Raw genomic sequence first — 13,321 nt, 5'->3', positions numbered from 1 at the left:
CAGCCCGGTCAGCAGTGAACGGCCGGCTCCGGGGACGCCCGGGGCCGGCCGGCGGAATCCGCTCCGGGCCGGCCGGCCCCCCGTCGACCGAGTGGTCGGCCTCCTTGGTCGGACGGTCGACCTCGTCGATCGAACGGTCGGCCTCGTCGGTCGGACAGACGGCCGGCCCCGGCGGTACCCAGCACACGGACAGGCGGCGCGACCCCCCGGCGCCGCTCCCGGGCACCGGCGCGCCCTGCCGCCGTTGTCGACGAGGGAAGGGCCCCGCGGCCGAGCCGCGGGGCCCTTCGCCCTGACACTCGTATGCCCTCACGGACACGCGTATGCCCTCACGCCCAGGCCGGGGACATGCGCCCTCACACCCGGGCCGGGGATCTCACTCGCTCCTGGGCGGCACCGCGGGGATCCCCAGGAACGGCAGCCGCAGCGCTCCGAACGCCTTTTCGGGCACTGCCGGCTGCCGGGGCTCCACCGGCTTGAGGCGCTCATAGGCCTGTCCCTGCGCCGGGCGCGGGTCCTCCTCGCCCTTGTTCGGCCAGTACGACATCGCCCGCTCGGCCTGCGCGGTGATTGTCAGCGACGGGTTGACGCCCAGGTTGGCGGAGACCGCCGCTCCGTCCACCACTGAGATCCCGGGGTGGCCGTACACCCGGTGGTACGGGTCGATCACACCCGTCTCGGGCGAGGCCCCGATGGCGCAGCCGCCGAGGAAGTGCGCGGTCAGCGGGGTGCCCATCAGTTCGCCGACGTTGCTGCCCGCGAAACCGTTGATCTCGACGGCGAGCGCGTCCGCCGTCGCCGTGCCCGACTTGATCTGGGTGGGGTTGGGCGTGCCATGCCCCTGGCGGGCCGTCAGCAGCCCCCGGCCCAGGCCCTTCGGCTTCAGATAGGTGGTCAGGGAGTTGTCCAGCGACTGCATCACCAGCGCGATGAGGGTCCGCTCCGACCAGCGCCGGTAGGAGAGGGAACGGGCCATCTGCCACGGGTGCCGGGCGACGTTCGCCAGCCAGGCCAGGGCACGGGAGGAGCCCTCCGCGTAGGGGACCTGAAGGGTCGACAGGGCGCCCATGGCGTTGGAGCCCTTGCCGTAGCGGACCGGCTCGATATGGGTGTTCTCGTCCGGGTGGATGGAGGAGGTGATCGCCACCCCGCGGGTGAAGTCGACCCGGTCCGTGCCGTGCGCCGCGCGGTAGCGGCGGTCGTCGGTACGGGCGCCCACCACCGCCTCGGAGTTGGTACGGGTCATCTCGCCCAGCCGGTCGGAGAGCCGGGGCAGCCTGCCGTGCGCCTTCATCCGGTGCAGCAGCGTCTGGGTGCCGTAGGTGCCCGCCGCGAGAACGATCCGGCGGGCCGTGAAGAACCGCTCCTTGCCGCGGCGTTTGGCGTCGGTCGGCAGAGTGGCGACGGTGTAGCCGCCCCGGGCGTCCTCGGTGAACGAGACGACCGTGGTCATGGGGTGCACGGTCGCGCCCGCCCGCTCGGCGAGATACAGGTAGTTCTCGTTGAGGGTGTTCTTCGCGCCGTGGCGGCAGCCCGTCATGCACTCGCCGCACTCGGTGCACGCCCGGCGGGCGGGTCCGGCGCCGCCGAAGTACGGGTCGGGGACCTCCGTGCCCGGCTCGGCCCTGCCGGTCCCGTCGGCGTCGTCGCCGTCGCCGAAGAAGACACCGACGGGCGCCATGTGGAAGGTGTCCCCCACGCCGATGCGTTCGGCGGCGGCCTTCAGATGGACGTCCACGGAGGTCATGGTGCGGTTGAGCCGGGCGCCGAGCATGCGCTGCGCCTGGTCGTAGTACGGCGCCAGCTCCTCCTGCCAGTCGGTGATGCCCTTCCACTGCGGGTCGTCGAAGAAGGGCTTCGGCGGTACGTAGAGGGTGTTGGCGTAGTTGAGGGAGCCGCCGCCGACCCCGGCACCCGCGAGCACCATCACGTTGCCGAGCAGATGGATGCGCTGGATGCCGTACAGGCCGAGGGCGGGTGCCCACAGATAGTTCTTCAGGTCCCAGGAGTTCTTCGGGAGCGACGCGCGGGTGAAGCGGCGGCCCGCCTCCAGGACTCCCACGCGGTAGCCCTTCTCGGTCAGCCGCAGGGCGGTGACGGAGCCGCCGAACCCCGACCCCACGACGATGACGTCGTAGTCGTACCCGTCCTCGCCCCCGTCCCGGGTGGGAACGGAGTCCGGGGTGCGGTCGGAGTCCGGGGTGCGGTCGGAGTCCGGGGTGCGGTCGGAGTCCCGGGTGCGGTCGGAGTCCGGGGTGTGGACGGACTTCTCCTGCGACACATGCTCTCCTCGTTGAGAACGGCTCGTGGGGCGGACAGCGGGGGCCGGGCGGCTAGCGGATGCGGAAGGTCTTCATCAGACGCAGGCCCCGGCTGATGAGCGCCGCGTACTGCTCGTCGTCCAGGCCGAGCGACGGCGCCATCGGCAGCAGCCGCTGGTGTGCGACGGTCTGGGCCTCGGTGAACTTGAGGATGCCCTCGGAGCCATGGCGGCGGCCGAGGCCGGAGTCCCCCATGCCGCCCATCGGGGACTGGGCGCTGCCGTAGGCGGGCGCATAGCCGTCGTTGACGTTGACCGTGCCGGTGCGCAGCCGGGCGGCGAGGGCACGGCCGCGTCGGCCGTCCTTGGTCCAGACGGAGGAGTTGAGGCCGTAGGGCGTGGAGTTGGCGCGGTCGACGGCCTCGTCCTCCGAGGTGAAGCGGTAGACCGACACGACCGGTCCGAAGGTCTCCTCCGCGCACACCGCCATCGGGGCCTGCACCCCGTCGAGGATGGTGGGTTCGTAGAAGTACGGGCCGACGTCCGGCCGGGCCGCCCCGCCCGCCAGCACCCGCGCGCCCTTGGCCACGGCCTCCTCGACATGCCGGGACACCGTGTGCAGTTGCCTCTCGCCGACCAGCGAGCCCATGTCGGCCCCGTAGGCGAGGGACGTGCCGAGCCGTATGGCCCTGGTGCGGGCCACGAAGCGTTCCAGGAAGGCGTCCGCGACCGACTCGTGGACATAGAGCCGCTCGATGGAGATGCAGAGCTGGCCCGCGGAGGAGAAGCAGGCGCGGACGGCGCCCGCGGCGGCCTTGTCGAGGTCGGCGTCCTCCAGGACCAGCATGGCGTTCTTGCCGCCGAGTTCGAGCGAGGCGCCGATCAGCCGGGCGGCGGCGCCCTGGGCGACCTCGCGCCCGGTGCGGGTGGAGCCGGTGAAGGAGACATAGTCGGCGTGCCGGACGATCTCGGGGCCGACGACCGGGCCCTCGCCGATGACGATCTGGAGGACCTCGGGCGGCAGCCCGGCCTCGATCAGCAGATCGCGCGCCCACAGCGCGGTCAGACAGGTCTCGGTGTCGGGCTTCATCACGACCGCGTTGCCCGCGGCGAAGGCGGGGAGTGCGTCGCCGACCGACAGCTCGAAGGGGTAGTTCCAGGGGGCGATCTGACCGACGACGCCGCGCGGGTGGCGCAGTTCGGTGACCCTGGTCAGGGTGGGGATCGCGCCGGTGTGCCGCTTGGGCCTCAGATACGCGGGGGCCCGGCGGCCGTAGTGGCGGGCCGCGATGGTGACGGCCTGCACCTCTTCGTGGGCGTGGAGACGGGCCTTGCCGGTCTCCAGCTGGATCAGGTCGAGGACCTCGGCCTGGCGGGCGAGCACCAGGTCGTGGAAGCGGAGCAGGACGGCGGCGCGCTCCCGAACGGGGGTGGCGGCCCAGGCGGGCTGAGCGACGCGGGCCCGTTCGAAGGCGACCGCCACGTCCTCGGGGGTGGACTCCGGCAGATCGGCCAGCTTCTCTCCGGTGAAGGGAGTGTGGTTGGCGGTCCGGCCGGAGCCGACGACACCCTTGGTGAGCTGGGCGACCAGCTCCGGGGTGACCACGTCGGCGGCGGTGCGGGCGCCGACGGGGGCGGGGGCGAGCGGGTTGGTACCGGCCGCGCCCGCAAGGGTCTTGTCGGTGGCCTTCTCCGGGGCCTGCGAGTCCGTCATGGGGCGCAGCGTATGCCGGGGTGAAGCGTTTGGGTACCCGTCGGTAACGGGGTTTCACCGGGTGTCCACACCGCGCCAGTGAGGGCTGGCAGCGTGCCGGTCACCAGGGTCGTGCCGGTCGCCCGGTTCACCCCGGCGTGAACGTGCCGACCGCCACGTCGAAGTACTCCTTCGCCTTCGCCACCTTTCCGACGGGCGCCGACAGCCACACCTCGTACAGCCGGCCGCCCTCCTGCCAGCACAGGTCGTAGGTGTGCCGGGGGCCCTCCGCCGTGGTGAAGCCCCGTCGGCTGAACTCCCAGAGGGCGGCCGGGTATCCCCGGTGCGAGGTCCCGGTGACGGTGCCGTCGCGGTAGCCCGGGTTGGTGGAGGGCCCCTCGGCGGCGGAGCGGCGCAGCACGGCGAGCGGGCCGCCGGGGTCGGGGTCCGCCAGCCTGATGCCGAGGCGGAAGGTCTGGTCCGGGTCCGGGGACAGATAGAAGATCCGCTCCCCCTGCGGGCTGCGGGTGAAGTCCGCGGGGACGGCGAGGGAGAAGCCCTGGGGATCCCGCACCGTCCGGTAGCCCGCGGGTGCCGTGCGTCCGGCGGGCGGGGCGGAGGGCGCCGTGCGGGTGACCGTCACCGTGGGGCCGGGCCGGGAGCCCGGGGTCGACGGGCCCGGCGTCCCGGATCCGGCCGAGGGGTGGGGTGGTGCGGTGGTCGCGGGCGCGACCCCGCCGTCGCCGTGCCGCATCAGCAGTGCGGCCGCCGAGACGCCCGCCCCCGCCATCGCCGCGACCAGGGCGGCCGCGACCACGGCGCCGCGGCCCGGCCTGCGGACCGGCCATCCGGCGGCGTCCCGGGCCGCCGCCGTCCCGGGACCGGTCCGTAACGGCAGTGACAGGGCGCGCCGGGGCAGGTCCCGCTGGGTCGGCGGGTGGACCGCCGGTACCCGCGGGGTCCGCCCGGTCTCCAGGAACTCCCGCAGCAGCCGCTCCGCCTCGGCCGCGTCCAGGCGCCGCTGCGGGTCGCGTTCCAGCAGTCCCCGTACGACGGGCAGGATCGGCCCGGCCTGGGCGGGCGGCCGGATCTCGTCGACGACCACCGCGTGCAGGATGCCGCCGAGCGAGTCGCGGCGGAAGGGCGACTTGCCGCTCAGCACCGCGCACAGCAGCGCGCCGAGGGACCACAGATCGGACTCGGGTCCGGTCCGGACGCCGGACATCCGCTCGGGGGCGGTGTATTCGGGGGAGCCCACGAAGGAGCCGTTCTCGGTGAGCGTGGTGGCGCCCGCGACCTGGGCGATGCCGAAGTCGGTGAGGACGACGCGGTCGGTGCCCGACTCGATCAGGACATTCGCCGGTTTCAGATCGCGGTGCAGCACCCCGGCGTCGTGCGCGCGGCGCAGGGCGCCCAGCAGTCCGATGCCGATCCGGGCGGCCTCGCGGGCGTCGACCGGGCCCCGGTCCGCAACCCGGTCGGCGAGTGAGCCGCCGTCGATCAGCTCCATCACGATGTACGGGCGCTCGTCGTGCACCACGACGTCATGGACGACGACGATGTGCGGATGGTGCAACCGCGCCACCGCGCGCGCCTCGCGCAGGGTGCGCTCGCGCTGGTTCCGGGCCTCGTCGGCGGAGAGGGAGGGGTCCAGGGTGAGTTCCTTGACCGCCACCTGACGGCCGAGCAGTTCGTCGGTCGCCCGCCAGACGACACCCATGCCGCCGCGGCCGATGCGCTCATGAAGCCGGTAGCGACCCGCTATGACACGGACGTTCTCCCCCTCGGTCCCCATGCGCCCCATCATGCCGCACCGGACGAAAACCCTCCGTGACGCTGTCGTGACGGTGGCCGACAAGCGACGTACAAGGGCGCACGGACGGGGTGAGCAGGGCGCCCGAGGGGCGCGGACGGGGTGCGCCTACGGGGGCGCAGGCGCCGTGAAGTGACGCGCGGTCAGGGGACCCGGGCGCCAGGAGACGACGTGCCGTCAGGGGCACCGGGGCGGTGCGGGCGCCGGGGGCAGGGATGCGGCAAGGGCGCTGGGGCGCCCGGGCACCGGGAGGAGAAAGCAGCAAGGGGCGCGCGGGCGCCGTAAGGCGGAGCGCTCCCTCGCGCCCCCTCACCCCTCCGGCTGGCGCCAGCCCCGCAGTACGGCGTTGAACTGCTGCTGTGTCGTCTCCCAGTCCGAAGCCGGACCGGACATGTAGATGGCGTACTCCACACCGTTGCGGGCGAAGTACGTCTCCTCCACGGCATGGCGCGGTCCCGGGAACGGCGTGTCCTTCGACAGCGCCGTCCAGGTGTACTCCCACAGGGAGCCGGGGCAGTCGCGGTAGATGTTCTTGTGCAGGGTCACCCGCCGGTAGTCGACGAGCCGTTGCAGCTGCTGCTCAAGGTCCAGCTGGTGCTGGTAGCCGTCGTCGAAGTCCGGTGAACTGTCCACCGCGATACGGATGAAGTGCTTGCCGCCGTCGGGCGAGTAGTCGGTCTGGAACGCGTCGAACCGCTGCCGCTTCCACTCGTTGGACGGCAGGGCCAGGCTGAAGCCCGCGGGGTCCTTCTTGCGCACCCAGCCCGCCGGGTCGGGACCGCCCGACTGCTGGGGGCTCGTGGAGGGCGAGGGGTCGGGCGTTTCGGCGTTGGCGGTGGTGCCGCTGCCGTGGTTGCCGAAGGTGTCCAGGGCCACCGCGCCCGCCGCGCCGAGGACCGCGGCCACCGCGAGGACCAGCGCGACCATACGGCCGCGGCGGCGCTTGGGGGCGGCGGGCACGGCCGTCGGGGTGGGCTGGTTCAGGGTGCTGCCGGTCGTATGGGAACCGCGGGAGTCCCGGTGGCCGGGCACGGACACGGTGGGGTCACCGGCCTGGCTCATCCCGACGTTCTGGGTCGCCACATACTCCTGTGCCGCCTTGGGCCGCCGCCCCTCCGCGGCCTCGGCCAGCATGTGTTCGAGCTGTTCCGCGTCGGGCCGCTCGGCCGGATCCTTGCGCAGCAGCGCCGCGATCACGGGCTCCAGCGCATCGGCGTTGGCGGGCTGCGCGGGCTGCTCGTCCACGACGGCCTGCATGGTGGTCAGCGGCGAGGTCCGCCGGAACGGCGACCTGCCCTCCACCGCCGTATACAGGGTGGCGCCGAGCGCCCACAGGTCGGAGGAGGGGCCCGGGTCGTGGCCGCGGACGCGCTCGGGCGCCAGATAGTCCACGGACCCGACGATCTCCCCCGTACGGGTGATGGTGGTGTCGCCCTCGACCTGGGCGATGCCGAAGTCGGTGAGCAGGACCCGCCCGTCGGAGGCGAGCAGGACGTTGCCGGGTTTCACATCGCGGTGGAGCACGCCCGCCGAGTGCGCGGCGCGCAGCGCCCGCAAGACCCACAGCCCGATGCGCGCGGCCTCGGCGGCCTCCACGCGGCCGCGCTCCTTGACCGCGTCGGCCAGCGAGCCGCCCTCGACCAGCTCCATCACGATCCAGGGCCGGTTGTCGTGCTCCAGCACGTCGTGGACGGTGACGACGGCCGAGTGGTTGATCCGTGCGGCGGCCCGGGCCTCGGCATGAGTCCGGGCGAGAAGGACCGGTCGGTCACTCTCCGTGACATACAGAGCGGCCGTCAACTCCTTGATGGCGACAGCCCGGTGCAGCACCTCGTCGTGGGCGCGCCACACCCGGCCCATACCTCCGCTGCCGATGGAGTCGACGAGTCGGTATCGGCCCGCGAGGAGCAGGCCCTGCATCTGATTCACGTTTCCCCGCAATGGTCTTGACGAGGCCAGACTAAAGAGCACCCCTCACAGTGGGAACGGGTGGGGTCGCAACGGAGACCGCACTGTGACGGTTCTCGCCCCCCTTCCCGGGACGGAAACCACCGCACTCTCAGCTCAATCGGACCTCGTGCGCGAGGTCCGGGGCCTCAGCCGGTCGGCTGGTATGTCTGCTCCGCCTGCTCGAACAGCCGTGTCACCTCGTCCACTTCGGCGTCCGGGCCGCGGACCTGGACCACGTGGTAGCGGCCGCCGACGACCAGGGCCAGATTGCGTACGAACACTTCGCGGCCGTCCCCGCCCGTCCAGGTGAACTGCCCTTCCGCCATGGTGCGTCCGCCGACGTCGATACGTCTCATCCCGCTGGAGGTGGCCCAGGTCGAGTCGCGGAACGGCTGAAGTTCGGGCTCGGACTCCCGTTGGTACGTCAGCGGATCGGTGCCGTAGCGACTGGTGGTGTCCCGTCCGGGGACGACGATGAGCTGGAAGTCGCCCTGTGAATACACGATCTGATCCCCACTGTTCTTCGGCGCCCGGCTCCAGCCGTTCGCCACGGAGACACGGAAGCCCTCCGGGTCCGTGCGCAGCGTGAAGCCCGGTGCGACCCGGGGGCTGCCCGTCTGCGTCTGGGTGTCCGAGGAACCGGCCGACGGGGAGGCGCTGCTGACGCCTCCGCTGCCCGGCTGCGGTGCGCCGGTGGCGGACCGGCCGGGCGCCGGGCCGATGTCCCCGGCGGCGCCGGTGCGCCGTCCCGTGCCGGAACCGGCGTCATGACCGGCCTTCGGCATGAAGGCCATCGCATACGCGACCACCGCGGCCAGCGCGAGCAGGATCAGCACCAGCAGGGTGCGGCCCAGCCTGCGCGGCTTGTGCGGGCGCTCGTCCCGGGCGCGCCGGTGGCGGGCCCCGGTGGTCGCGGGCAGCCGGGCGCGGCGCCTGCGGACCAGCTCGCCGCGGCGCCGCACGATCGGCAGCCGGTCGGGGTCGACGGGCGGGGCGGCGATCACATACGTCCCCGCCTCGGGCTCGGGGGCGGAACGGACCAGGGAGCGCAGCCAGCCGCGCAGTTCCTCGACGTCCAGCCGCTCGGTGGGGTCCTGACGGAGCAGCGACTCCACGACCGGACGCAGCGGGCCGCACTCCTCGGCGAAGGCGGGCGGCTCGGAGCAGACGAGCTGGACCAGTTCGGCGGTGTTCTCCTCGGGATACGGTGCGTGCCCCTGCACGGCCCGGAACAGCAGCGCGCCGAGCGCCCAGAGGTCGGTGGCGGGACCGATCGGCGGGGCCAGCCGCCAGTTCTCGTGCACGGGCCCGGCCTGTTCGGGCGCCCACCGCTCGGTGACGGGCCCGACCACGGCCATCCGCGCCTGCCGCGCCCGCTCGGCGGCGAGAGCGGTGGCGGGGCCGCGGTGGCCCCAGGGCGCGTCCACGGCGGAGGGCCCCCCACCGCCCACGAGCGGCTGCGCACCACCGCTGCGCGCCTGCCCACGGTTCCCCCCGGGGGCCGTGCCGGGGGCCGTGCCGGGGGTCGTACCGGGCGCCTGCTCCGGGATACCGCGAGCCACGGACGCGCCCCCTGGCAGCGCCGGGGTGCGGGAGCCCTCGCCGTCGGCGGGTGCGGCAGGGCGCGGTACCGCACCATGCCAGGACGTCCTACGGCCCACCCCGTACGGATCGGCGATCTGCCCCGACGGAGTACCGGCCCGACGCCCCTCGTCGGCCCCGGAGCCCGGCGCGGACGAAACGCCAGGATGGTGCTCCCCACCCGGTCCGGGACCCGGTCCGAGACGGCGCTCCCCGTCCAGTCCCGCCCCCGGTGCAAGACGGCGCTCCCCGTCCGCCCCCGACCCCGGTCCGAGACGGCGCTCCCCGTCCGGTCCGGCCTCGTCCGGGCGAGGGCTCGGCTGCGGACCCGCGGCCCCGGGGTCGGCCTGGCGGGGTGCGGGCAACGCCGCCCGGCCGCCGCGCTGTTCCTCCTGCACCCGGGCCGCGGCCCGGGCCCCGGCGCGGTACGCCGCGATCGCCCCGGCCCGCGCGGCCCGTACGTCCTCCGCGGACTCCAGCGCCCGGGGCACGGAAGTCCCGGCGGCGGGCGCCGTCCCGCCGGAGGCCGCGCCGTTCGCCCTCGCCTCGATCGCGGCCCGCCGCGCGGCCTCGGGGTCCGTGCCCGGGCCGGGCGCGGGCACGCCGGAGGCCCCGAGGGAGCCGCCGCCCGTCGCGCGCCCTCCCGGGGCTCCGGAAGCCACGCCACCGGAGCGCCCCCCGGACCCCGGGCCGGGAGGTCCGTCACTCCCCGTGCGTCCACCGGCGTCACCGGCCGGGTGGGATGTTCCGGTGTCGTCCTCCTGCGGCGGCACCGGGTCGTACCCGCACAGGGCCTCCTCCGCAGCCCCGGCCGCGAGGCCGCTCAGCATCACCCGGCCGTCGTCGCAGACCAGCACCGTGCGTGCCGTGATGTTCCGGTGCACCCAGCCATGGCCGTGCAGCACCCGCAGGGCCATGAGAACGTCGGAGGCGACCTCCGCCGCCCGATAGGGCGTCAGCGGGGTCTCGTCGAGCAGGGCCGCCAGCGTCCGCGCGGGCACCAGTTCGCTGACGATCCACAGCGAACCGCCCTCGGCGAACACGTCGAAGACCTGGTCGAGCCGGGGGTGGTCGGGTATCCGGGCCGCGGCCTGCACGGCCTCGATCGCGCGGCGTACGGCGGGATCGGCGGGCCTACGGGTGGCCGTGCCGCCACCGGCCCCGGCGCGGCCCCCGGCGTCCCGGCCCCCGCCGTCCCGGGCCACGAATCCCTCGGGGAGCCCGTCCGCGCCGAGCACCTCCGCCTCGACCACCTCGGGCAGGGGCACCTGACGGACCAGCACTTCCTGGCCGCTATAGGTGTCGAAGGCCCGCGACTCGGCGAGTTCGTACTCGCCCGCGGGTGGCAGCGGCAGGCGATAGCGGTCGGCGAGCACCCGTCCCGCATAGTCGTCCACGTTGCCTCCCCCGGCCGCCCGGCTGGTCAGTTCCGTTCGCCTTGTGCCCCGTTCCGGCTGCGTTCGCTCCTTGATTCCTCACGATACGTGCCGGAGGCAACGTGCAACCCGGGGATGCCATATCTCCCCACGACACGACCCCGCGGAACGTCACATCGGCACGTGGTACGTCACGACTTCGGCCGGAAGGTGTCGGTCAGCGTCTTCCAGGTGCTGGTACGCAGATCACCGTCCCAGTCGTCGGACTTCGCCGTGTACATGAGCCCGTACCCCAGATGCGAGTTGACGACCAGTCCACGGTCGATCACCCGGTTCTTGGTACCGCCGTCGACGTAGGTGAACTCCCAGTCGGCCGTGTTCCAGCCCTTGTAGTCCACCTTCTCGATGCTGACCCGCTGGTACTGGGGACGCGTCATGTAGTGCTCCTGGTCCCTCCAGTCCGCGACCGGGTCGCCCTTGGGCGTGGAGGTCCAGGCGACGAGCAGCCGCTGCCCGTCGGGCCCGGCGAAACGGTCGCCCGCCGAGTCCGACGACTTGTACGACCAGCCCTTGGGCAGCCCGATGGAGTACCCCTGGCCGCCCTTGTACGTCGTCACCGAACTGTCGCCGCCGCCCGCGGAGCCGGCGGAGGAGCCGTCGCCGCTCCCGCCGGAGCCCGGCGTGCTGTCCGAGGTGTTCTGCGTGTTGGACCCGCCCGGGGCGGAACCGCCGGAACTGCCGCTGTCCGTGTGGGTGCTGCCACCGCTCTTGGCGCCGCTTCCGCCCGGTGCCGTCGCACCGGCGGTCACGGGGGTCCGGGCGCCGCCCTTCTTGCCGTCCTGTGCGTCGCCGCCCCCGTCGTGGAGGACGACGGCGAGCACCACTCCCAGCACGGCCAGCACCAGGACGACCGCCACGATGACCAGCGTCCGCTTGGGCACCACATCGGTGATCGGCGCCCTCGGGGGCGGCGTCGGGCGCGCGGGCCGGTCCGGGTCCGGCAGTATGGGCCAGCCCGAACTCGGCTTCGAGGCGCCGGAGTCCGACGCGGTGGCGGCGCTCCCGCCCCGCTCGCCCTTGGACGCCGCCCCGGGCCCGGCGGAACCCGTGGAACCGGATGAGCCCGAGGAACCCTTGGCGCCCGTGGAACCGGAAGCGCCGGAAGCACCCGCCGCAGCGGCGGCACCGGCGGAAGCGCCAGAAGCGGCGGAGCCGACGGAACCGGCAGCGGCTCCCGGTTTGGCGGCCCCTCCGGCGGCGCTCCCGCCCTTGGTGCTCCCGCCCTTGGCACCCGCGCCCTTGGAGTCGGCGCGCTTGGAGCCGGCTCCCTTCGCAGCCGCACCCTTGCCGCCCGCGTCCTTCGCGCCCGAGCCCGCGTCCTCGGACGCCGTCTCCGCGCCGTCCCCGGAGGGCTTGGTGCGCGCGGCGGTCGCGGCGGCCGTGGCCGCACCGAGGGACGCCGCGGACTTGCGTACGGACCGCAGGGCCCCGCGCAGCCGGTCGGCGGCTTCCTCGCCCCGCTTGCCCCCGGCGGCCGGGGTGCTGCCGGAAGCGTTCTCCTCGGGCACCGGAGGAAGCGCCACAACCCGGGTGGCGTCCGCCGGAACCTCCTGCTTCGGGTCGGGCGCGTGGATGACCTCGTTGAGCATCTTCCGGGCGCCGCCGTCGTCGAGGCGCTGCTGCGGGTCCTTGGCGAGCAGGCCGTAGATGACGTTCTTCAGCGGGCCCGCGTTCTTCGGCTCCCCGAGGGGCTCGGTCATCACCGCGGTCAGGGTGGCGATCGCCGACCCCTTGTCGTACGGCGGAACGCCCTCGACCGCCGCGTACAGCAGTCCGCCGAGCGACCACAGGTCCGCGGCCGGGCCGGGCTTGTGCCCGCGCGCCCGCTCCGGGGAGATGTAGGAGGGGGCGCCGACCAGCATGCCGGTGGAGGTGACGGAGGGGTCGCCCTCGACCTGCGCGATGCCGAAGTCCGTGAGCACGACCCGGCCGTCCTCGGAGATCAGCACGTTCGACGGCTTCACATCGCGGTGCAGGATGCCCTCGCGGTGCGCGGCGCGCAGCACGTCGAGGACCACGAGTCCGACCTCGGCGGCACGCCTGGGCTCCAGCAGGCCGTCCTCGCGGATGACCTCGGCGAGCGACTTGCCCTCGATCAGCTCCATCACGATCCAGGGCCGGTCGTCCTCATGGACCACGTCGAAGACCGTCACGGCACCGTTGTTGCGGATCCGGGCGATCGCCTTGGCCTCCCGCAGCGTGCGCGTGATCAGCCGGCGTTTCTCGTCCTCGTCGATGCTCGACGGGAACCGCAGCTCCTTGACGGCGACCGTACGACCGAGGGTTTCGTCCTCGGCCCGCCACACCGTGCCCATGCCGCCGCGGCCGAGTACGTCTCCCAGCCGGTAGCGCCCGGCGAGGAGACGTTCGCTCTTGTCCTGACGGGATGTCCCCGCCCGCTCCGCCTCCGACATGCGTCCCCTCATGCAACCCGCCCTGACAGAGCCTCCATTGTCCCTCACCCGCGGACCGGCCCACGCCCAGGGTGCCCCTGGTTCGGCGGGTCGCCCCGTGTCGGAGGGCGCCTCGGGACGGCCACCGAAGCACAAGTGGCATCCGCGCGGCGCCCAAGAGCCCGGTGTGCGCCC

At 73.8% G+C, this 13,321-nt stretch carries 6 protein-coding genes; all 6 read right to left on the bottom strand.

The features are described from left to right. Positions 1-376: 376 nt before the first annotated feature. The 6 genes from ACIHAA_RS19555 to ACIHAA_RS19530 all read right to left on the bottom strand — a co-directional run bounded on the left by ACIHAA_RS19555 (position 377) and on the right by ACIHAA_RS19530 (position 13,147). Positions 377-2,122 carry a GMC oxidoreductase gene (locus tag ACIHAA_RS19555; RefSeq protein WP_399819075.1) on the bottom strand — a complete coding sequence of 582 codons (1,746 nt, stop codon included), beginning with the start codon at positions 2,120-2,122 and terminating at the stop codon, positions 377-379. Between the two features lie 211 nt (positions 2,123-2,333). Next, a complete protein-coding gene (locus ACIHAA_RS19550) occupies positions 2,334-3,974 on the bottom strand; it encodes a succinic semialdehyde dehydrogenase (RefSeq protein WP_399818701.1) in 1,641 nt (546 codons plus the stop codon). Between the two features lie 127 nt (positions 3,975-4,101). Next, complete coding sequence (locus ACIHAA_RS19545) at positions 4,102-5,748, bottom strand: protein kinase (protein ID WP_399818699.1); 1,647 nt, start codon at positions 5,746-5,748, stop codon at positions 4,102-4,104. Between the two features lie 327 nt (positions 5,749-6,075). After that, positions 6,076-7,686, bottom strand: a complete 1,611-nt coding sequence (locus ACIHAA_RS19540) for a serine/threonine-protein kinase (protein ID WP_399819073.1) — start codon at positions 7,684-7,686, stop codon at positions 6,076-6,078. 176 nt (positions 7,687-7,862) lie between these two features. Then, complete coding sequence (locus ACIHAA_RS19535; RefSeq protein WP_399818697.1) at positions 7,863-10,694, bottom strand: protein kinase; 2,832 nt, start codon at positions 10,692-10,694, stop codon at positions 7,863-7,865. A gap of 170 nt (positions 10,695-10,864) precedes the next feature. Continuing rightward, positions 10,865-13,147, bottom strand: a complete 2,283-nt coding sequence (locus ACIHAA_RS19530; protein ID WP_399818695.1) for a serine/threonine-protein kinase — start codon at positions 13,145-13,147, stop codon at positions 10,865-10,867. Positions 13,148-13,321: the final 174 nt, after the last annotated feature.

This window comes from Streptomyces sp. NPDC052040, from assembly GCF_044548405.1.
GTDB lineage: Bacteria > Actinomycetota > Actinomycetes > Streptomycetales > Streptomycetaceae > Streptomyces.
Note: the sequence above shows the minus strand (reverse complement) of the source record. Positions and strands in the feature narration are given on the sequence as shown.

What these genes read in the sequence shown, in the direction of transcription:
- ACIHAA_RS19550 (WP_399818701.1), bottom strand. Translation starts at nt 3,974, where the DNA reads ATGACGGACTCGCAGGCCCCGGAGAAGGCCACCGACAAGACCCTTGCG.
- ACIHAA_RS19545 (WP_399818699.1), bottom strand. Translation starts at nt 5,748, where the DNA reads ATGGGGACCGAGGGGGAGAACGTCCGTGTCATAGCGGGTCGCTACCGG.
- ACIHAA_RS19540 (WP_399819073.1), bottom strand. Translation starts at nt 7,686, where the DNA reads ATGCAGGGCCTGCTCCTCGCGGGCCGATACCGACTCGTCGACTCCATC.
- ACIHAA_RS19530 (WP_399818695.1), bottom strand. Translation starts at nt 13,147, where the DNA reads ATGTCGGAGGCGGAGCGGGCGGGGACATCCCGTCAGGACAAGAGCGAA.